This is a genomic window from Paenibacillus oryziterrae, assembly GCF_042610485.1.
In the GTDB taxonomy this organism is placed as follows: domain Bacteria; phylum Bacillota; class Bacilli; order Paenibacillales; family Paenibacillaceae; genus Paenibacillus_AQ.
The window spans coordinates 23,420-43,497 of sequence record NZ_JBGJZO010000032.1 but is presented as its reverse complement, the minus strand read 5'-3'; the positions used below and the strand labels follow the sequence as shown (position 1 = coordinate 43,497).

General features: G+C 43.4%; 22 protein-coding genes and 1 pseudogene. All 23 read left to right on the top strand.

Going from position 1 to position 20,078, the window contains the following annotated elements; translation table 11 throughout:
- Window positions 1-151 precede the first annotated feature (151 nt).
- On the top strand, window positions 152-1,231 hold the full coding sequence (locus ACAN55_RS22060) for a helicase-related protein (protein WP_379138070.1): 1,080 nt from the start codon (window positions 152-154) through the stop codon (window positions 1,229-1,231).
- A gap of 29 nt (window positions 1,232-1,260) precedes the next feature.
- Complete coding sequence (locus ACAN55_RS22055; protein ID WP_379138067.1) at window positions 1,261-2,121, top strand: ComFC family protein; 861 nt, start codon at window positions 1,261-1,263, stop codon at window positions 2,119-2,121.
- A gap of 102 nt (window positions 2,122-2,223) precedes the next feature.
- Window positions 2,224-2,634: a TIGR03826 family flagellar region protein gene (locus ACAN55_RS22050; RefSeq protein ID WP_379138065.1), complete on the top strand. Its 411-nt coding sequence runs from the start codon at window positions 2,224-2,226 to the stop codon at window positions 2,632-2,634.
- Window positions 2,635-2,740: 106 nt separating this feature from the next.
- The gene (flgM, locus tag ACAN55_RS22045) at window positions 2,741-3,028 is read left to right on the top strand and encodes a flagellar biosynthesis anti-sigma factor FlgM (RefSeq protein ID WP_379138062.1); all 288 of its coding nucleotides are present in this window, start codon (window positions 2,741-2,743) and stop codon (window positions 3,026-3,028) included.
- A 12-nt stretch (window positions 3,029-3,040) separates the two neighbouring features.
- Window positions 3,041-3,541 (top strand): flagellar protein FlgN, encoded by a 501-nt coding sequence (locus ACAN55_RS22040; RefSeq protein WP_379138059.1) that lies wholly within the window; start codon window positions 3,041-3,043, stop codon window positions 3,539-3,541.
- 34 nt (window positions 3,542-3,575) lie between these two features.
- Entirely contained in the window at window positions 3,576-5,186 is a 1,611-nt protein-coding gene (gene flgK, locus ACAN55_RS22035) for a flagellar hook-associated protein FlgK (RefSeq protein WP_379138056.1), read from the top strand.
- 16 nt (window positions 5,187-5,202) lie between these two features.
- Window positions 5,203-6,120 (top strand): flagellar hook-associated protein FlgL, encoded by a 918-nt coding sequence (flgL, locus tag ACAN55_RS22030; protein WP_379138053.1) that lies wholly within the window; start codon window positions 5,203-5,205, stop codon window positions 6,118-6,120.
- Between the two features lie 26 nt (window positions 6,121-6,146).
- A complete protein-coding gene (locus tag ACAN55_RS22025) occupies window positions 6,147-6,701 on the top strand; it encodes a DUF6470 family protein (RefSeq protein WP_379138050.1) in 555 nt (184 codons plus the stop codon).
- An 88-nt stretch (window positions 6,702-6,789) separates the two neighbouring features.
- Window positions 6,790-7,236, top strand: a complete 447-nt coding sequence (fliW, locus tag ACAN55_RS22020) for a flagellar assembly protein FliW (RefSeq protein WP_379138047.1) — start codon at window positions 6,790-6,792, stop codon at window positions 7,234-7,236.
- A 1-nt stretch (window position 7,237) separates the two neighbouring features.
- Window positions 7,238-7,489, top strand: a complete 252-nt coding sequence (csrA, locus tag ACAN55_RS22015) for a carbon storage regulator CsrA (RefSeq protein ID WP_379138078.1) — start codon at window positions 7,238-7,240, stop codon at window positions 7,487-7,489.
- Window positions 7,490-7,692: 203 nt separating this feature from the next.
- Window positions 7,693-8,583, top strand: a complete 891-nt coding sequence (gene hag, locus ACAN55_RS22010) for a flagellin Hag (RefSeq protein ID WP_379138044.1) — start codon at window positions 7,693-7,695, stop codon at window positions 8,581-8,583.
- 183 nt (window positions 8,584-8,766) lie between these two features.
- The gene (locus tag ACAN55_RS22005; RefSeq protein ID WP_379138041.1) at window positions 8,767-10,680 is read left to right on the top strand and encodes a glycosyltransferase; all 1,914 of its coding nucleotides are present in this window, start codon (window positions 8,767-8,769) and stop codon (window positions 10,678-10,680) included.
- A gap of 97 nt (window positions 10,681-10,777) precedes the next feature.
- On the top strand, window positions 10,778-11,167 hold the full coding sequence (locus ACAN55_RS22000; RefSeq protein WP_379138038.1) for a flagellar protein FlaG: 390 nt from the start codon (window positions 10,778-10,780) through the stop codon (window positions 11,165-11,167).
- Between the two features lie 21 nt (window positions 11,168-11,188).
- On the top strand, window positions 11,189-12,691 hold the full coding sequence (gene fliD, locus ACAN55_RS21995; protein WP_379138035.1) for a flagellar filament capping protein FliD: 1,503 nt from the start codon (window positions 11,189-11,191) through the stop codon (window positions 12,689-12,691).
- Between the two features lie 28 nt (window positions 12,692-12,719).
- Window positions 12,720-13,109 carry a flagellar export chaperone FliS gene (gene fliS / locus ACAN55_RS21990; RefSeq protein ID WP_379138032.1) on the top strand — a complete coding sequence of 130 codons (390 nt, stop codon included), beginning with the start codon at window positions 12,720-12,722 and terminating at the stop codon, window positions 13,107-13,109.
- The gene (gene fliT / locus ACAN55_RS21985) at window positions 13,102-13,437 is read left to right on the top strand and encodes a flagellar protein FliT (RefSeq protein ID WP_379138029.1); all 336 of its coding nucleotides are present in this window, start codon (window positions 13,102-13,104) and stop codon (window positions 13,435-13,437) included. Before fliS ends, fliT begins: the two co-directional genes overlap by 8 nt.
- A 175-nt stretch (window positions 13,438-13,612) precedes the next feature.
- On the top strand, window positions 13,613-14,440 hold the full coding sequence (locus ACAN55_RS21980) for a LicD family protein (protein ID WP_379138026.1): 828 nt from the start codon (window positions 13,613-13,615) through the stop codon (window positions 14,438-14,440).
- 52 nt (window positions 14,441-14,492) lie between these two features.
- Window positions 14,493-14,864 (top strand): annotated as a pseudogene (locus ACAN55_RS21975) (FAD synthase family protein); the annotation flags it as partial.
- Window positions 14,859-15,845, top strand: coding sequence for a Gfo/Idh/MocA family protein (locus ACAN55_RS21970; protein WP_379138076.1), 987 nt, complete (start codon window positions 14,859-14,861; stop codon window positions 15,843-15,845). The pseudogene ACAN55_RS21975 and the gene ACAN55_RS21970, both read left to right, overlap by 6 nt.
- Window positions 15,846-15,859: 14 nt before the next feature.
- Entirely contained in the window at window positions 15,860-17,014 is a 1,155-nt protein-coding gene (locus tag ACAN55_RS21965; RefSeq protein ID WP_379138023.1) for a glycosyltransferase, read from the top strand.
- 29 nt (window positions 17,015-17,043) lie between these two features.
- Window positions 17,044-18,048, top strand: a complete 1,005-nt coding sequence (locus ACAN55_RS21960; protein WP_379138019.1) for a polysaccharide biosynthesis protein — start codon at window positions 17,044-17,046, stop codon at window positions 18,046-18,048.
- A complete protein-coding gene (locus tag ACAN55_RS21955) occupies window positions 18,045-18,899 on the top strand; it encodes an SDR family oxidoreductase (protein WP_379138016.1) in 855 nt (284 codons plus the stop codon). Before ACAN55_RS21960 ends, ACAN55_RS21955 begins: the two co-directional genes overlap by 4 nt.
- Before the next feature lie 12 nt (window positions 18,900-18,911).
- On the top strand, window positions 18,912-20,036 hold the full coding sequence (gene wecB, locus ACAN55_RS21950; RefSeq protein ID WP_379138013.1) for a non-hydrolyzing UDP-N-acetylglucosamine 2-epimerase: 1,125 nt from the start codon (window positions 18,912-18,914) through the stop codon (window positions 20,034-20,036).
- Window positions 20,037-20,078: the final 42 nt, after the last annotated feature.

Below are 20,078 nucleotides of genomic sequence, written 5' to 3'. Positions count from 1 at the left end.
GGCTCGTTTCAGCGTTCGACCTGGTTTGTTACGTATAATCCAGGCTCGTTTCAGCGTTCGACCTGGTTTGTTACGTATAATCCAGACACGTTTCAGTTTTCGACCTGATTTGCTACGTACATTCCAGACTCGTTTCAGCTCTCATTCTGCTTTGTTACGTACATCCCATGCCCGCTTCGGCACCTCCCTCACTCCATCCCCTGCCAAGGCTGCACTCCCTGGGCCGGATCGATTTCTGCTCTGGGCCGTAACCGGAGCCGGTAAAACGGAAATGATTTTTCCGCTGCTAGACTCCGTTCTTGCATCCGGTGGGAGAGTCCTTGTGGCCACACCTCGGCGGGATGTCGTTCTGGAACTGGCGCCCCGTCTTGCCAGTGCTTTTCCTCAGGAAAGGCTGACTGTCTTATATGGAGGTAGTCAGGACCGTTGGAATGATGGGGCCATTACACTTGCGACCACCCATCAGTTGCTGCGGTTTTATCAGGGATTTGATCTTGTAATCTTGGACGAGGTTGATGCGTTTCCCTATCATAATGATCCTATGCTGGCATTTGCGGCCAGAGAAGCCTGCAAAATCGACGGCTTCTTTATCTACCTTTCAGCAACACCGCCGCAGGAATTGCAAAAGCAGGTTCGAGCTGGAATTCTACCACATGCACGCGTGCCGGTTCGCTTTCATGGTCATCCCCTGCCGGTTCCGAAATGTATTCGAATGCCTGCAGTTGCCGAGTGTCTAAAAAGGCAGAATCTGCACGGAACGTTTATCCAAACGCTTCGTCATTCCATCGAACGTAATGCGCAAATCTTTATTTTTGTTTCCCGTATTGCCCATATCCAGGGGCTTCTAGTGCTATTACGCAAAAACTTCCCCGGTCTGAAGATTGCAGGAACCTCTTCCAAAGACCCGGAACGAGCGGATAAAGTAACGGCTTTCCGTAGGCGGGAAATCACTATGTTGGTCACGACAACCATTCTGGAAAGAGGAGTTACCGTTCCGCGGAGTGATGTCTATATCCTGGATGCGGACAGCAGCTTGTTTGATGATGCGTCCCTTGTGCAGATGTCTGGGCGCGCAGGACGATCCAAAGAAGATCCCCATGGCCTGGTCTATCTGGCAGCACCAAGACCAAACCGCAGCCAGCGGGTTGCGATTGCGCAAATCCGTACCATGAATGCCATTGCCGCTCAAAAAGGCTACACCTATACCGTCAAAAAACATGTTCCGCTGTGACAATGACTCTTTGATCAGGAGGAATTACGGTGAGTAATCTTAATACATGGCGCAGGGCTCTTCATGCACTTCTAGCCCCTTCGCTGATTTCTTGTCTTTCCTGCGGACGAAAGGCGGCGCCTTCTAAGAACCTTCCGGCAATTTGCACCATGTGTGCTGAAAGCATACCTTGGATTGATAAACCCCGCTGCAGACATTGCGGGCGCCATATCGGCTGTCCCGACTGCACGCGAAGCAGCAACAGCCCGTCGCCCATCCAATGCAACCGAAGTGCAGTTGTCTATGACAGCCTGATGCGTGACTGGCTGGGACGATATAAATACAGAGGGAATGAACGCTTCGCAGATGTATTTGGAGTTATGATGGACCGGGCCTACCTGCTCATGAAAGATGAGCTGCAGCGGGATGAGAACGGGGTAACAGCCGGTTCCAGCCGGTCTAATAACGGTAACCCAGGCAGTTTGGGTCCACGCCGAATCTCCTCCCACGCGTGGAATGCTGATCTTTTGGTATCCGTTCCCGTAAGCGATTCGCGTCTGAACGAAAGAGGATTTAATCAAGCGGAAAGGCTTGCTGCTTCCCTTTCTAAACGCAGAGGGATACCGCAGCTTCCTCTGCTTATCCGTACACATCATACCGGTAAGCAGAGCTTTAAAAGCCGGGCAGAGAGGCTTGCCGATATGAAGGATGCTTTTGCCCCAAATCCAATGATGTATCGCGTTTACTCAGAATGGCTTGAACAGCAGACAGCACCACTTCGGGTTATTATTGTGGATGATATCTATACTACAGGCAGTACAATCCGGGCGTGCGGCGAAGCGGTTACCCGTATGACTGAAATGTGCGGAAAAGGAGCGAAAGTGTTCAGCCTTACCTTAGCACGATCATAGATGAGTTCCGCTACCCATAGACGAAGTTCATGCAATCATGTAATCTAAGAGGATAAGAAGCTTTATTTAAGTAAATCATGTAAGAGAGGAGCGGCTGCTAACATGAATTTAGACAATTGTCCAAGGTGCGGCCGATTGTATGTTAAGAATGTATTGGATCTATGCCAGACTTGCGTAAGAGAGCTGGAGAAACAATACGAGGTTTGTGTGAAGTACCTCAGGGAGAACAGAGGAACATCCATTCAGGAACTATCTGACGCTACGGAAATATCCATAAAAGAGATCACCCGGTTTATTAGAGAAGGCAGGATCTCCATAGCGAATGCACCCAACATGATGTATCCATGCGAGGTATGCGGAACGCTGATCAGAGAAGGACATATGTGTGATAATTGCCGTACCCGCTTACGTAAGGATATATCCAATTTAGCGAAGGACAGTGCCCCTCCTAAGGAAGAGAACAAATCATCTAAGAGTGGTGCCTACAGAGCTTTGGATAAGCTTAGAGACTGATAAATTCTGCAGAAAAACATTTGCAGCTATAAAGAATGTTTCAACACCCGCCGATAAACTTAGTAATGATTATCGGCTTTTTTATATTCTAAGGAAGGTGGAAGTTATGAAAATTAACGAGACCGGACGAATTAACGCGATTAATCCGTATCAAAGAAATGCGGAATCGCAAAGGCAGGAACAAATGAAGAAAAGTACACGCAAGGATGAGGTTTCGATCTCTACAGAAGCCATGAAGCTGCTCGAAGCTCAGAACAGCGGAAAAATTGACGCTGAGCGTTCACTCAAAATTGAAAGCTTGAAACAGCAGGTGTCCTCAGGTACTTATCAGGTTGATGCATCCAAGCTTGCCGAGAAACTCGCCCCATATTTTAAGCAAACCTCTGAGAATTAGGTGAATACCTCTATGGCACTAACAGAACTGATTCAATCCCTTGAACGGCTGGATGAAGCGCATCTTCAAATGCTTGAACTGGCCGATTTCAAGAAGACAATCATTAAGGACAATAAAGTCGAGGGACTCGTGGAGATTCTTAACCGTGAATCCAAATTGATGAAACTCACTGGACAGCTCGAGGAGCAGCGTCAGCAGGCGACATATAAGTTTCTACAGGAAGCGGGTATCCGTTCCGACCTGAAGCTGAATCTGACAGAGCTGTCCAGGCTTGTGTTCAATCCTGAAGATAAATCGCGGCTGCTGCATATTCAGCGGAAGCTTTCAAGTACGCTTAAACGCTTGAAGGAAGCCAACGAGCTTAATCAGAAGCTGATTGAACAGTCGCTTGTTTTTATAGATTATTCCCTGGATTTGCTCGTTGGAAGACCTAACCAGGATATTACGTACCAGCACCCGTCTGATAAGGGTGGTCCTGTTAACCGGACCGGTTTATTTGACGCCCGTGGTTGAAGCGCAAGAGAGCTTTTAGGGAGGAACAAGAAACATGACATCTACTTTTCATTCGATAGAAACGGCTAGACGCAGTTTGTTTACGCAGACGGCGGCCCTAAATACTACGGGACATAATATCGCCAACGCGAATACCGAAGGCTACAGCCGGCAGACCGTTAAGATGACAGCTTCTAAACCTATGGAAGCGTATGGACTTACCAAATCTACGGTACCAGGTCAGCTTGGCACGGGTGTAGAGTTCGGTTCCATCGAGCGTATCCGAGAAGCTTTTTTGGACGAACAGTTCCGGGATGAGAACTCTGCAATGGGCAATTGGACGATACAGTCGGATTCTCTGGATAAGCTGGAGGCGATTTTTAATGAGCCTTCCGATACAGGCATTAGCACGGTAATGGATAATTTCTGGAAGGCCTGGTCAGACCTCAGTAAGACTCCGGATGACAGTACCGCCCGCAAGATTGTAGTACAAACCACGCAGGCTATGACAGATTCCTTGAATTATATGAGTAAGCAGCTGGATAACCTGGATCAGGATCTGACTGAGAATGTCGCTGTAAAAGCAACGGAAATTCAGACATATCTCTCCTCCATATCACAATTGAACGAATCCATATATCGTATTGAGAGTTTGGGAGATAAGGCTAACGACCTTCGGGATCAACGCGATCTTTTTGTAGACAAGCTCTCCAAAATCGTCAATCTTGATGTGGTAGATACATCAAATGGTTATAATCTTTCACTCGGCGGACAACCTCTTGTCCAAGGATTTGCCGTTTCTGCAACTGTCGACAGTGCTTTCTTGAATTCAGCATATGGTGATGGAACTTCCGGAGATTTGAAATCCGGTGAAGTGTTCGGCATGCTGGCCTCCAGTAAGAAATATGTTGCAGATTATAAAAAGCAGCTCGACAATCTTGCGAACACGATTGCAACCGGAGATATGGAGATTAATCTTCCTAAAGGATCCGTTCCTCCTGAAGGAACTGTGCTGACCAATGATGTTTCTGTTACTCAGGCCGATGGCACCACAGCGACCATTACCGCAGGTACGGCTTTCCCTAAGGGTGCGACACTGAATGCTGATGTGAAGACCATTGTACAAGGCTTGAATGGATTGCATCAGTTGGGATACACAATGGATGGAACATTGAATCCTGGCAAACCTCTTTTCACAATTTCTGGAGACGGCTCGACGATTACCGCAGGGAATATTACGTTTAATCCTGAAATTGCAGAGGATTCGAATCTTCTGGCAACTTCCCTCAGAACATCCGGATCGGGAACAGCAGAAACCGTTGTTAAAGGTAATAATACACTAGCCCTCCTGCTGTCCAATCAGCAGAACGGCCAATTTACTTCTTCTACAACCGGGGTTAAAACAACGGCCAACGGTTTTTATAAATCAATGGTAGGGCAGCTTGGTGTTCAAGCACAGGAGGCTGCACGTCAGACGGATAATTCCAATTATCTGGTGGAACAAGTTGACGCACGCCGGCAGTCGGTCAGTGGGGTATCGCTTGATGAGGAAATGTCCAATATGCTGGTCTTCCAGCATGCATACAGTGCAGCTGCACGTTTCATGACAACCTATGATCAATTGCTGGAGAAATTAATCAACTCAACCGGCGTTGTCGGCAGATAAGAAAGGAGGGTAACTGGTGCTACGAGTAACTTCAAACATGATGAATTCTCAATTGTTGCTTAACCTTAACCGGAATGCCCGGACGATGAATGATACACAATTACAGCTTGCCACCGGGCGCAAGATCAATAAGCCCTCAGATGACCCTGTAGGTATTACTTATTCGCTGCGTTATCGCGCAGAATTATCTTCCAATGAACAATATCAGGATAATGTGGATAGTGCATTGTCCTGGCTCGATTTCAATGATACGGTCCTCGGACAGACCGGTGAGGTTATTCAAAGATTGCGGGAGCTAACGGTAGAGGCTTCAACCGGGAGTAATCCTCAATCCGCGCTTGATAGTATTAATGAAGAAGTCAAGCAGCTTAAAGATCAGCTCGTTGATATTGCCAACAGTAAGCTAAACGGCAAGTATGTTTTTAATGGCGAGAAATACACAGATCTGCCCTATGACTTCACTAAAGGTGCGGATGGAACGTATGATACAACGACACCCATTAATACTGACTCTGGACAAATTAACTATATTGTAGGAGAAAGTGTACGGATGCCAATTAATATGACTGGCAATGAAGTCTTTGGAAATGCAGGGGATACAGACAATCTGTTTGCTATTATCAATAACTTATCAACTGCTTTAAAAGCTGGTAACACTCAGGCTATTTCCTCACAGCTGGACTTATTCGATAGCCGCAGTGATATTGTTTTATCCAGCCGCTCTGAGATTGGTGCGAAGACAAACCGTATAGAACTGATGCAAGCGCGGCTAAGTGATTTAAACGTCAATCTCACCGATCTGCAGTCGAAGACGGAAGATGCTGAATATGAAGAGTTGATTATGAACTCTAAAATCCAGGAAAATATCTACAACGCATCTCTCTCTGTTGGGGCTAAGATAATCTCGACATCCCTGGTGGATTTTATCCGGTAAAGAGGTGATCGAAGTTGATTCAACCTATGCTGCAAATACGTCAAACTCCGGCTATACTTGGAATAGACGCCGATCCGGGAAGCTTCTCTATTCGGCAGCCTAAAGCTGAAATGAATATCCATACAACCCCTGCACAATTGAATGTCCGGACGTTTCGTCCGGAGCTGAATATTGATCAGTCCAGAGCATGGGAGGCCTACCACGGAGGGAACCCACTCTCGATGAATAAACGTATTTATTCCGGGATTCAACAGCTTTTTCTCCAAAATATTGCGAATAAGGTACAACAGGGAGATAGAGTTGCCAAGTTTTTTAAGCCTGGGAATACGATCGCTGAAGTGTATGGGACGGATACAGAACCACGCTCTTTTCCGGAAACCCGGGGGCGTGCTTCGATGGATAATGTTGATATTCATTTTACTACCAGTGAACCGCAGATTTCTTATCAGCCGGCAGAGGTGAATGTTGAAATTACCAGTCACCGGCCGGAAGTAGAGTATACACGGGGGAAGCTGGACATTTACATGAGCCAATATGCTTCCTTGCAGATTACACCGCCAGAAATTAATCTATATATGTAGAAGAAATTTGAAGCTATAGTGTTGCGGTTCGTTAGAGCGCCTCTATAGCTTTTCTGATGTCGCAATTCCATCACAAGGAGTGAAACTATTGATTATCGAAACGATATCTTGGGGTAAGCTGGAAGTAGCGGAAGAGCAGCTTTATCATTTCTCTAAAGGCATTCCCGGTTTTGAAGGTGAAACCGACTTTGCATTGATTGCTATGGATGGAACGCCGTTTTGGTATCTTCAGTCCGTGAAGGAAAGTGATTTATCATTTCTGATAAGTGATCCGTTCACCTTTTATCCATCCTACGAGTTTGAATTGTCAGAGGAAGAGGCTGAAGAATTAAAGATTGAATCGGAGGTTATTATCCGCTCCATTATTACACTCAGGGATAAAGTCGAGCAGTCGACGATCAATCTTCTGGCCCCCATTGTCCTGAACCCTAAGGAGCGGGTCGGGAAGCAGATTGTATTGCACCGGACATCGTACAACACGCGGCATAGCTTACTTCAAGAGCAGCTTGTTTCAGATGAAAAGGGTGGTGAATGAAATGCTCGTGCTTTCGCGGAAAAAAGGAGAAACCATTGTCATTCAGGACCACATTGAGCTGACTGTATTAAGTGTCGAGGGTGATATCGTGAAGATCGGTATTTCAGCGCCGAAGCATGTAGATATTTTCCGCAAGGAAGTGTATCTTTCCATCCAGGAGGTCAACCGCGAATCAGCGGCTCCTGTACAATCTGATTTGAACGCATTAATTAACCGTCTCAAGGAGACACGGTTTGAGGACGGTGCACAGTAAGAGTTGTCTATTTTAGAGCCTAAAGCATACGCTTCAGGCTTTTTATTTAAAAAAATCAAAAAAAGTTCTTGCAAGCTATAAACAGTTGGGCAATGTTGGACGATATATTATTTAGACGCTGATCCGGCAGGGCGGCCGACCTTAATGGTTCGGCGTTTACCACATGGATGTGGAATTTAACCATTTCAGGGAGGAATAATCCAATGATTATCAATCACAACGTAGCAGCAATGAATACTCACCGTCAACTGGCTGTAAACACAGCTAATACAAACAAATCCATCGAGAAATTGTCTTCCGGTCTTCGCATCAACCGTGCAGGTGATGACGCAGCAGGTCTGGCAATCTCCGAAAAAATGCGTGGCCAAATCCGCGGTTTGGATATGGCAGCAAAGAACTCGCAAGATGGTATTTCCTTGATTCAAACTGCTGAGGGCGCACTGAACGAAACACATAGCATTCTTCAACGTATGCGTGAACTTGCGGTTCAATCCTCCAATGATACTAACACAGATACTGACCGTACTTCCCTGCAAAAAGAAGTGGACGAGCTGGCAAAAGAAATTACACGTATTGCTAACACCACTGAATTCAATACGAAGAAATTGCTTGATGGTTCTGCTAACTCCGGTTCCAGCGTAACAAGTGCAGCCAACCTGACATTCCACATCGGTGCGAATGCAGCTCAAAACATCTCTCTTTCTATCAACGCTATGGATGCTGCTTCTCTGGGTGTAGCAGATTCTTCCGGTGCTTCTGCAACTGGCAGCACTGCAGCAACAGCATCTGCTGGTATCAGCATTTCCAGCCAAGCTTCGGCAAATGCAGCTATCACAACAATTAACACTGCAATTCAAACCGTATCGACTGAGCGCGCTAAACTGGGTGCTTACCAAAACCGTTTGGAGCACACCATCAACAACTTGAATACTTCTTCCGAGAACCTGACTGCAGCTGAGTCCCGTATCCGTGACGTAGACATGGCTAAAGAAATGATGTCCCAAACGAAGAACAACATTCTTGCTCAAGCTGCTCAAGCGATGTTGGCTCAAGCGAACCAACAGCCGCAAGGCGTTCTGCAATTGCTTCGTTAATAGCTAAAGCTTTTAGTATTGCGAACTTTATAAGAGGACTGTACTGTATGCCCGAAATGGCTGCAGGCAGTCCTCTTTTTTTATGGATACATACTTTTTATGTAAATTAAAGTTCCTAACTAACTAATTAAAATAAATATGCCGATATAATGAGTATCATTTAAGTCAGAGGAGATTGTACTTATGAATGCCTCCATATCATTATGCATGATTGTTAAAGATGAAGAGAAAACACTGAGCCGCTGTCTTGAGAGTGTAAAAGACAAGGTCGATCAAATCATTATTGTTGATACCGGATCCAGTGACAATACAATAAATATTGCAAGACAGTACACAGCTGAAATTCATACTTTTGCCTGGACAGATAGTTTTGCTGAAGCACGTAACTTCGCGCTTAGGCTGGCAACCAAAGAGTATATTCTTGTGTTGGATGCAGATGAGTATCTGGATATGAATGCTGATTTGCAGCAAGATTTGAGCACCCGGCTGGATTATTATCTATTGGATATTAAGAATTATCACTCCTATAGTGAAAGCTTCATGCACAACGCTGTCAGATTATTCATCAATGATCATAATTTGTTTTATGAGAACCGCCTGCATGAGCATTTGAACATTATAGGCAATCTTACGTTGAAATCGGGAAAAGCAAACACGCTGATTCACCATACTGGTTATAGCGTAGAAGTCATGGGAGAAAAAGAAAAATTAAAACGGAATTTACCGATCATGCAAAAATCGGTGCAAGAAAACCCCGACGCTTACAATTTATACAATATGGGTAAAACCTATTTATCCCTCAATGATTTCAACAAAGCTGTAGACTATTTTAAGAGAGCCTATCCTTTAAGCACCAATCGTGTGTTTCTACCCGAGCTGCTGACCAAACTTGCTTTTTCCCTCGGGGAATTGGAGCGTAGTGAAGAAGGCGTTGCCATCTTGAATGATGCTGTACATCTTTTTCCGGATGAGACCGAGATGCGATATGTCCAAGGAATGCTATTCAACAAGATGGGTTATTACAGGGATGCTCTATCCACCTTTCAAGAATGCGTCAAGATGGGTGACACCGGAAGTTTGGTGACGGAAGGCTCAGGAGGGTACAGGTCACTTGAACTGATAAGCGGGATTTATGAGGATCAAAGAAAGCTGGGACAGGCATTTGATTCCATATTGCAGTCGCTTCAAGCCAAGAAGAATTATGCTCCCGCACTTAAACGCTATTTCAAGATTACGCTGAAGGCGCGAATACCGTTAAAGGAGGTATATACAACCATCAAGCAGATTTATAATGTTGAGAATATAACAGATCTGCAGTTGCTTCTGGATGTGTTGTATGGACTGAAACATCCGCTTCTTCAAACCTTGCTATTCCAGTATAAGATTACACCTCCAATTAACGTCAAGGCTAGGGCAATGCTTTTGGATAAGCAATATGAGCAGGCACGCCAGGAATGGATAGAGGCTAAAGGATTTAATATCCAGTCTGACAATGGCATTGATTTGGTTCTGTTGGCTTATATTCTGAAGGACGCTGAATTGTTGAAGCTTGCAGCACGTGTGATGAATTGGAGCCAACGTGAATCCAAGGTGATGGATAAGCTTATCGCTGGAGAGGAGATCAATCCCGCTCATCTGACCGGTCCAGTGGAATCACTGCTGCTTGAGATGGCGCGTTTCTACATTATTCTTGAAGAATTAGATTGCGTCGAATCAATCTCAAAGCTCCTGCTTACCGCAAAGCTGGACACCAAAATCAAACTCTGTGTACTGCTGGCTGACTATGGCTATGACCAAGCTGCTTTTGATCAATTAGTAATTATGTATGAGGAAAGACCGACGCAGGTGCAAGTTTTAGAACTCCTCGGCGATCTATGCTGCAGAATGGGATACAGGGATGATGCAGAGGTAATATACTCCAGACTAATGGAGCAAAAGCCAACCTACAGCTCCTACGAGAGAAGCTATAATTTGTATGACAGTAAGATAAGCTTCGAGGGTATGAGAAGAATAGGGCTTGCCATCAAAAAGCAATTCCCGCTATCGCAGTGGAATCAATCCATGCCAGAGCTGCCTTCAAACTCTGGAATGCACTAGGCATTTGTAATCTTTTATATGGAAGAGACGCTCTTCATAAAATTTGACTTTATTCCGATATATAAACTAAATAATCGTATTTTCGGAGGTTGTGCACATGGAAGTTTCATTTTCCTTGCCCGCAGTATCGGTGGAGCCTAATAGACAGAGTACACGGTATGACACCCCTGCTAAAGATTCGGAGCAGAAGAAGGCATCCGACAATATCAAAAGCAATTCCGAATTAAATATAGCGGAGAAGCAGGGCGTCAAAGTATCCATTGGTCAGGAACAACTGATTAAGGCCATTGATAAAGCGGTTAAAGCTCTGGAAGGACCGACTACGACACTTGATATCAGCATTCATGAGAAGACGCACGAGTTGATGGTGAAGGTGTTGAATAAGGATACAGGGGAATTGATTCGTGAAGTGCCTCCCGAGAAGACTTTGGACCTCGTAGCCAAAATGATGGAAATCGCCGGGATACTGATTGACGAGCGTGTATAGAAGGGAGCGACAAATAAGACCATGACACTTCGTATAAATGGATTCGGATCCGGTATGGATATTGATAGCATTGTCAAGGAACTGATGACTGCAAAACGCCAGCCGCTAGAAAAACTCAACCAGTCCAAGACTCTTCTCCAATGGCAGCGTGACAGTTACCGAGAAGTCAACAGCAAGCTGGTAGACCTCAAAATGAATAAGCTGAGCTCTTGGAACCAGTCGGCTCAAATGAATACACAGCAGGCTGTAGTCAGCGGCAATACTTCGGCAGTAAAAGCGCAGGCAAGTGCTAACGCTAATGGGATTGAGATGACAGTAACTGTGAAGTCGCTTGCTACTAGATCAAGCGCTGAATCCGCAGCTCTTACGACAGGGACGCCAAGTAAGACTGCAACGAGTGATACGAAATTATCGGATATCACTGGAAGCAGTATGCCTGGCAGTGGCAAAGTAACAATCAATAATGTGGATATCGCAATCAGCAGCACGGACACGATTTCCACTCTGATGGGTAAAATTAACAGCAGCAAGGCGAATGTCAAAGCAACTTTTGATGAAATTACCGGTAAATTCAAGATGACCTCCACACTGGATGGCGCAAATACTTATTTACAATCGAATAGTTTGGATAGTAATTTGAAGTCACTCATGAAACTAACGGACTTTAAGGATGCACAAAACGCTGAAGTCTATATTAAAAGTGGCAAGCTGGACCCCTTAACCCCTTCTGACATCGGGGTTAAGTATACTCCATCGTCCAACGTGCTAACCGTGAACGGTGTACAGCTAACCCTGTTGGTTGAGTCGGGTACTGCCGGAGCATCTAGTATTACTACAGCAACTACACCAGACAAAACTGTGGAAACGATCAAGTCGTTCGTTGAGACCTATAATTCACTTCTTAGTACCTTGACAAGCAAGGTCGGGGAAGAGAAATACCGCAATTTCCCGCCGCTTACCGATGAGCAGAAATCAGCAATGAAGGAAGCGGATATCACACTGTGGGAATCCAAGGCGAAAAGTGGCCTTCTAAAAAATGATGATATTCTTAAAACGGCCATTTCCAACTTGAGATCTGTGATTTCGGATAAAGTCGGCAATCTGAGTGCTATGGGAATTACGACCGGGCAGTATTATGAGGGCGGCAAGCTGTATCTGGATGAGTCTAAACTTAAAAACGCCTTGGCATCAAATCCGCAAGCCGTAACTGATTTATTTCAAGGAAGCTCCGGAAACACAACGGGTGGAATATTTACTAAGATGTCCACCGCTGTAGAGAAAGCACTGGATAACATTGCGAGTAAAGCCGGCACCTCTAAATTTTCAACCGACCTGAGCGCTACATACAAAACGGAAAGCGTCATGGGCAGATTACTCCGGGATTATAATTCGCGGATTGACGCTATGACTGATCGGTTAACTGATATGGAGACGCGATATTATAAACAGTTTACGGCGATGGAAACAGCAATGTCCAAATATAACTCACAGTCCAGCAGTTTATCCAGCTTTATTTCGGGCTGAGAATTAGTATAAGCAAAGGGTGAACGCAATGATAACTTCTCCGTATGAAAAATACCGGCAATCGTCGGTCAAAACATCTACGCCGGCGCAGCTGTTGATTATGCTTTTCGATGGAGCGATTCGTTTCACTAAGTCCGGTGCGGAAGGAATCGCAGCAGCGGACATTCAGAAAACGAATCTGAACTTTGTCAAAGCTCAGGCGATCGTCAGTGAATTAATGGCTATGCTCGATCCGCAATTTGAGATCTCAAAGAGCCTGTATAGTCTTTATGAATATATCAAGCACCTGCTAGTTCAAGCTAATGTGAAGAAGGACAAGGGTCTTGCAGATGAGGCGTTAACTTATTTAAGCGAACTCCGTACGACCTGGCTGGAAGCTTCCAAGACGGCTATGACGCAGGAACATAGCAATGGATAATCGAGTGGTTGCTCTTGAAGACCTGACACAAGCTATGCTAAAGAGGTTGCAAGAAGCCGATTTTGAAGAAATAGCGGGATTTGTGAGGCAGCGGGAGCAAATAACGGATGTAATTATACAATCATTTCGTCAGAGTCCGCCTACTGCAGATGAACAAGAGAAGCTCAGAGAATTACTAGCTTACGATCAACAGTTGACCCAACATATGAACGCGTTGAAATTTGAAGCTTCTCAGTGGCTTATAAACCGTAATCAGGCTAAAATGCAGCGAAGCGCCTATGAAACGGCCTATGCTCCGGACAGCTTTCTGATGGACCGGAAAAAATAAGGGTTATTAAGAGGACGTTCCCATATAGTGGGGACGTCTTTTTTTTGAAATAAAATGTTAATATAAGCTATATAACCCCCTTATCTTACCCAGCTTAATTCTATACTGTAAAAGACCGATAATATAAGAGATAATTATTTGTACTTGATAGATTGGCATTTAAAGGGAGGCCCCTATGGATATAACATATAAAACAATGCCGCCAGAGGATTTACGGAAGTTGCAGCTGATCCAACTAGAGATGTTATTAGAAGTGGATCGCATATGCAAGAAAAGGGACATCCAATACTGTATCATTGCCGGAACAACTCTGGGGGCAGTGCGTCACAAAGGCTATATTCCTTGGGATGATGATGCTGACGTTGCTATGCTTCGTCCTGAATATGAGAAATTTTGTAAGGCGTGTGAAGAAGAAATAGATAGTACGAAATTCTACTTGCAGACGCACGAGAACACACCGGATTATCGGTGGGGGTACGGGAAGATTCGACGTGTGGGCACAGAGTTTGTCCGCAAGGGGCAGGAGCATATGCAGTATCCAACAGGAGTTTTTATTGACATATTCCCATTAGACAATGTACCAGACAATCTCTTTATTCGCAGAATCCATAATCTGACTTGTACCGTTATTCGAAAGATGCTTTGGTCGGCAGTGGGTGTGAAATCAGATTCAAAAGCGATCATGCGTGGAATATATCGTTGTCTTTCGTTAATACCGAGAGACTTTGTCTTCTCCTTATATGATAAACTAAAGCGAAAGAGCAATGAAAAGCCCACTCAATTGGTAAGGATCCTAACCTTCCCTACCCCCGATAATGGGTATTATGGATACTATAGAAAGTGGTATGTGGAGCTGGCAGACATAGAGTTTGAAGGACACTATTTCCCGGCAGCGAGGGATTACGAAGGGTATCTGACTTTTAAATTCGGTAATTATCTGGAACTTCCCCCGCTCGAGCAAAGGCAAGGACATGCGGCAACACGATACAAGCTATTGCCATAAAACAAGTAATTGAAGTGATCATCCAAGGAATGCAGAGATGGGAGTGCGGTGAATGAAGAAGGTAATTACCTATGGATCATTTGATTTGTTTCATGAGGGACACTATAGATTGTTAAAAAGAGCTAAAGAATTGGGCGATTACCTTATTGTAGGAGTCACAACACAACAATACGATGAATACCGGGGCAAAATGAATGTCATTAATTCTCTGATGGAGAGAATTGAGAATATTAAACAGACCGGGTTCGCCGATGAAATCATAATCGAAGATCATGAAGGTCAAAAAGTTGAGGACATTCAGAAATATGGCGTAGATATTTTCACAGTTGGCTCGGATTGGTATGGGAAGTTCGACTTTTTGAATCAATATTGTGAAGTTGTTTATCTCGAGCGGACTAAAGGGATCTCCAGCACATTGATGCGCCAAAAAGATTATAGCATCATCAGAATTGGTGTTATCGGAACAGGTAGAATTGCCGTCCGTTTTGCTCCGGAAGTTAAATACGTAAGTGGAGCGAATCTAGAAGGAGTATACAATCCGCGAATTGAGAGCGCCAGGAAATATGCTGAGCAATTCGAACTTAAATTTTTTACAGATGATCTGGATTCTTTTTTTGAGAAGATTGATGCGGTGTATATTGCTTCTCCCCACAATACGCATTATGAGTATATCCTGAAAGCCTTAGAGTATGGAAAGCATGTATTGTGTGAGAAGCCAATGGTATTGCAGGCTAGCCAGGCAGACAAGCTGTATCAGCTTGCCAAGGAGAAGGGACTAGTGTTGTTGGAAGCGATTAAAACAGCCTATGCACCTGGATTTTTAAAACTCCTTGCTATTGCGAAAAGTGGCAGAATAGGTCGAATTCGGGATGTGGAAGCTAGCTTTACCAAGCTGGTAACCGGGGATATGCGGGAATTGAGACCGGAGGAAAATGGAGGAAGTGTAACTGAGCTTGCGAGTTATCCGTTGTTAGCGATTGTGAAGCTGCTTGGTACGGACTATAAGGATTTCAGGTTTGAGACTTTTGTGGATGATAATAACGTTGATTTATACACCAAAATTTATATGAATTATGAAAATGCAATTTCAACAGCGAAAGTGGGTTTAGGGGTTAAATCAGAAGGTCAATTGCTGATTTCAGGAACTCAAGGATATATTTATGTGGAAGCTCCCTGGTGGAAGACACAATACTTCGAAGTACGTCATGAAGAGTCGGAGCACAATGAGAAATTTTTCTCTAAATTTGCTTCTGAAGGTTTGCGGTATGAGTTGAGTGATTTTATATCGATGATTTATGGTAATGAGAATAAAGGCTTTAAACTGACACCACAAGAGTCAATTGCAATTGCAGATATTATTGAAGCATTTATAGCTAAAAAAAATACAACTACTATGAAGTATTAATGCTGAGGTCTCATATGAAGAAAATAAAGGTACTGCAATTCCCAATAGCTAATGCACGGGGCGGAATTACGCAATATGCTTTGAAGAATTGGGAGTTTATAGATAAAAGCCGCTTTCAGTTTGATTTTGCAACAAGAAGTAAGTCTTTGGATTTTGCTGACGAGCTTACTTCACAAGGATGTAAAATCCACTATTTATCCTGCTCATCAGAAGAGAATGAAGATCAGTTTATTAAAGAAATGCATCGGATTTTAGATGAAGATTATGATGTAATTCACCTGCATACTTCTTATTGGAAGGGCTACCTGGTTGAGAAATTAGCCATTGAAAGAAAATGTCCGATTGTAATCGTACATTCTCACAGTACGATGGTTGAAATTAAGGATGAAGAAGAGAGAAAGCGTACGATTGAGAAACATAAATTTTTCCGGAATTCACTTCCAATAGAATACGCAACACATTTTACTGCTTGCTCTAACAGTGCAGCAGAATGGCTTTATGGAGAACAAATTCCAAGAGAGCAAATCCGAATTTTAAATAATGCAATTGATGTAGTCCGATATAATTACTCTTCTGAAGTTAGAAAAGATTACCGCGAAAAACTAGGGTTTCAAGATTGTTTTGTATTAGGTCATGTAGGAAGATTCGCGTATGCAAAGAATCATAGGATGCTTATTGAAATATTTCGGGAGGTTTATCATAAGGCACCAAATGCAAGACTCATGCTTGTTGGTGGCGGTGAACTGGAGAATGAGGTTAAACAGCAAGTTAAAGATTATGGTTTAGAAAATGTGGTGTTTTTTTTAGGAAAGAGAGCCGATGTGCCACAGCTTTTACAGGCTATGGACGTTTTTTTATTACCTTCTCATTTTGAAGGTTTAGGTCTTGTCCTTATTGAAGCACAGGCAGCCGGCTTGAAGTGTCTTGCAAGTAAGGAAGTACCTCGAGAAGCACAAATCACACCGTTACTGCAATATGTCCCAAATGCAATTTCTGATTGGGTTCAGTGTACCTTGCAGGCAGCCAAAGGGTATAAGCGGTCGAGTAATGCTGAACTAATTACACTAGCAGGGTATGACTTATATGATCAAATTAAAGTACTAGAGAAGTTGTATTCTGGTGAGGATATTTCCAGAGATTGTCCAAATGCGGCGATTGAGATTATTTGAATTGTGATTGTAGAAAGGGTGTGTTTAATTTGTTTACAGATAAGACATTAATGATTACCGGAGGAACAGGTTCTTTCGGAAACGCTGTATTAGAAAGATTCCTAAATACGGGGATCAAGGAAATCCGTATATTTTCAAGGGATGAGAAGAAACAGGATGATATGCGGAGATTTTATAAGAACAGCAAGCTCAAATTCTATATTGGAGATGTTCGTGACCTTCATAGTGTCCAAGGTGCTATGTATGGTGTGGATTATGTGTTTAATGCTGCTGCATTGAAACAGGTACCTTCGTGCGAATTTTTCCCGATGGAAGCTGTTAAGACTAATATTTTGGGTGTGGAAAACGTTCTGACTGCTGCTATCGCAGAGGGTGTGGAGAAGGTGATATGTCTTTCCACAGACAAGGCAGCTTACCCAATCAATGCTATGGGAATCAGCAAGGCTATGATGGAGAGGGTGTTCGTTGCTAAGTCCCGTACAACTGATAAAACGGTGATAAGCGGAACAAGATATGGTAACGTAATGGCCTCCAGAGGTTCGGTTATTCCTCTCTTTATCGAACAAATCAAACATAACAAGCCAATAACTATCACAGATCCTAATATGACACGGTTTATTATGAGCCTTGAAGAAGCTGTGGAGTTGGTACTATTTGCATTTAAGAATGCAAACCCGGGGGACATTATGGTGCAAAAGGCCCCTGCATGTACTATTGGCGTTTTAGCTCAAGCTCTACAAGAAATTTTTCAAGCGGATAATGAAATTCAATATTTAGGCATTAGGCATGGAGAGAAAACGTATGAAACACTGCTTACTCAAGAAGAATGCTTACATGCAAGAGATTTAGGGGAGTACTATCAGGTCCCAGCAGATAATCGGGATCTCAACTATGCACAGTACTTTGAAGAGGGTAAGACAGAAAAACCGCAACTAACAGAATTTACTTCAAAGAATACTTTGATTTTGAATGTTGAACAGGTAAAGGAAAAACTTTTGAAGCTTGAATATGTACAAAGTGAGCTGATGAAATGAGAGTCCTAGTACTGGGCGCTGGCGGTATGGCTGGTCATGTTGTCTCTATTTACTTGCGTGAAAAAGGACATGAGGTTATTGGATTTTCAAAAACTCCTCTTTCCTATTGTAATAGTAGTATAGTTGGCGACGCTTTGGATAAGAGAGTTCTAGAAGAAGCTGTTACGTGCCAACCCTATGATGCTGTCATCAACTGTATTGGAGTACTTAACAAAGAAGTAGATCATCATATGGCAGATGGTATTTTTCTCAACAGTTATCTTCCGCACTATATTGCTGATTGTCTGCAGGATACAAAGACCAAACTTATCCACCTAAGTACGGATTGTGTGTTTTCCGGAAAGACTGGCGGATATAGCGAGGAGAGTTTTAAAGATTCTAAATCATTTTATGGGATTACCAAGTCGCTTGGAGAGATAAACGATACCAAGAATCTTACTATAAGAACATCTATAATTGGGCCTGACTCCAAAGAAAACGGGGTTGGGCTATTAAACTGGTTCCTTATACAAAAGGAGCAAGTTAATGGATTTACGTCAGCGATCTGGACCGGTATATCTACAATTACTTTAGCTCAAGCGATAGAATATGCAATTGAAGCTGATTTATGCGGACTTTACCATCTTGTGAATAATGAGACAATTAGTAAGTATAAGCTATTACAGCTGTTTAACCGATATATAAGAAAAGAGCAAGTCGACATAATACCTGTTGATTCGGCTCAGGTCGACAAATCTCTGGTTAATCATCGAAAAGATTTTGAATTTAAGGTTCCCTCATACGAACAAATGATCAAGGATACGGAACAGTGGATTCATGCCCATAAGGAATTGTATCCTCATTACTTTTAAAAGGGTGGTATTTTGAAAAAACTAAAATTAATGACCATCGTAGGGACTCGTCCGGAAATTATACGTTTGTCTGAGTTTATTAAAAAAGCAGATCTTTATTTTGATCACATTTTTGTCCATACAGGTCAAAATTACGACTACCACCTAAATGAAATTTTTTTCGAGGATCTGAAACTTCGTAATCCAGATTATTATTTGAATGTAGTTGGGAACCATTTGGGAGAAACCATGGGTACCATTATCTCTAAGACCTATGAGTTAATGATGGAGCTTCGACCAGATGCACTATTGATACTGGGTGATACTAATTCCGCATTATCGGCTATCTCAGCGAAAAGGCTAAAGATCCCAATCTTCCATATGGAAGCGGGAAATCGATGCTTTGACGAAAATCTTCCGGAGGAAACGAATCGCCGTATAGTGGATCATATTTCCGATGTCAATCTTCCATATACTGAGCATGCACGGCGGTACTTATTGGCAGAAGGTGCACGCAAAGAACATATTTATGTGACAGGTTCACCAATGGCAGAAGTGTTACATGCCCACAAGGAAGAAATAGAGAATAGTAAAGTACTTGAACGATTAATGCTGGATAAGCGGAAGTATATTCTGCTCTCAGCTCATCGGGAAGAAAATATAGATATTGAGAAGAACTTTTTCAGCTTAATGAATGCCGTTAACGCTTTGGCAGAAAAGTATGATTTTCCTGTGATATATTCGATGCACCCGCGGAGTGCCCGGCTTATTGAACAACGGAAGTTTCAATTTCACCCATTGGTCAAGCCACTGCCTCCATTTTCCTTTAGCGATTATAACTTTCTCCAACAAAATGCCTTCTGTGTTGTTTCTGACAGTGGGACTTTACCTGAAGAGAGTGCTATAACTGGTTTCCCGGCTGTAAGTATTAGGACATCGACGGAAAGACCTGAGGCTTTAGACAAAGGCTGCTTTGTTATTGGAGGCATTGCTGAGGAAGAAGTATTGCAATCGGTGGAGATAGCAGTGGGCATGGCGCAAGAAGGGGATTTCGGATCAGTCGTGCCTGACTATTTGGAGAAAAATGTGTCTTCAACTGTGATTCGTATTATACAAAGTTATACCCAAATTATTAATAAGAAAGTTTGGGGTAAATAATAACTCCCGCATAACTATTGTTCTCTAAATGGAGGGGCAAGC

Coding starts and splice junctions, on each gene's coding strand:
- ACAN55_RS21965 (WP_379138023.1), top strand. CDS start 15,860: ATGAAGAAAATAAAGGTACTGCAATTCCCAATAGCTAATGCACGGGGC.
- ACAN55_RS22040 (WP_379138059.1), top strand. CDS start 3,041: ATGGCACTAACAGAACTGATTCAATCCCTTGAACGGCTGGATGAAGCG.
- ACAN55_RS22025 (WP_379138050.1), top strand. CDS start 6,147: ATGCTGCAAATACGTCAAACTCCGGCTATACTTGGAATAGACGCCGAT.
- ACAN55_RS22000 (WP_379138038.1), top strand. CDS start 10,778: ATGGAAGTTTCATTTTCCTTGCCCGCAGTATCGGTGGAGCCTAATAGA.
- ACAN55_RS21955 (WP_379138016.1), top strand. CDS start 18,045: ATGAGAGTCCTAGTACTGGGCGCTGGCGGTATGGCTGGTCATGTTGTC.
- fliD (WP_379138035.1), top strand. CDS start 11,189: ATGACACTTCGTATAAATGGATTCGGATCCGGTATGGATATTGATAGC.
- ACAN55_RS21980 (WP_379138026.1), top strand. CDS start 13,613: ATGGATATAACATATAAAACAATGCCGCCAGAGGATTTACGGAAGTTG.
- csrA (WP_379138078.1), top strand. CDS start 7,238: ATGCTCGTGCTTTCGCGGAAAAAAGGAGAAACCATTGTCATTCAGGAC.
- flgM (WP_379138062.1), top strand. CDS start 2,741: ATGAAAATTAACGAGACCGGACGAATTAACGCGATTAATCCGTATCAA.
- ACAN55_RS21970 (WP_379138076.1), top strand. CDS start 14,859: ATGCGCCAAAAAGATTATAGCATCATCAGAATTGGTGTTATCGGAACA.
- hag (WP_379138044.1), top strand. CDS start 7,693: ATGATTATCAATCACAACGTAGCAGCAATGAATACTCACCGTCAACTG.
- fliT (WP_379138029.1), top strand. CDS start 13,102: ATGGATAATCGAGTGGTTGCTCTTGAAGACCTGACACAAGCTATGCTA.
- flgK (WP_379138056.1), top strand. CDS start 3,576: ATGACATCTACTTTTCATTCGATAGAAACGGCTAGACGCAGTTTGTTT.
- ACAN55_RS22050 (WP_379138065.1), top strand. CDS start 2,224: ATGAATTTAGACAATTGTCCAAGGTGCGGCCGATTGTATGTTAAGAAT.
- fliS (WP_379138032.1), top strand. CDS start 12,720: ATGATAACTTCTCCGTATGAAAAATACCGGCAATCGTCGGTCAAAACA.
- ACAN55_RS22005 (WP_379138041.1), top strand. CDS start 8,767: ATGAATGCCTCCATATCATTATGCATGATTGTTAAAGATGAAGAGAAA.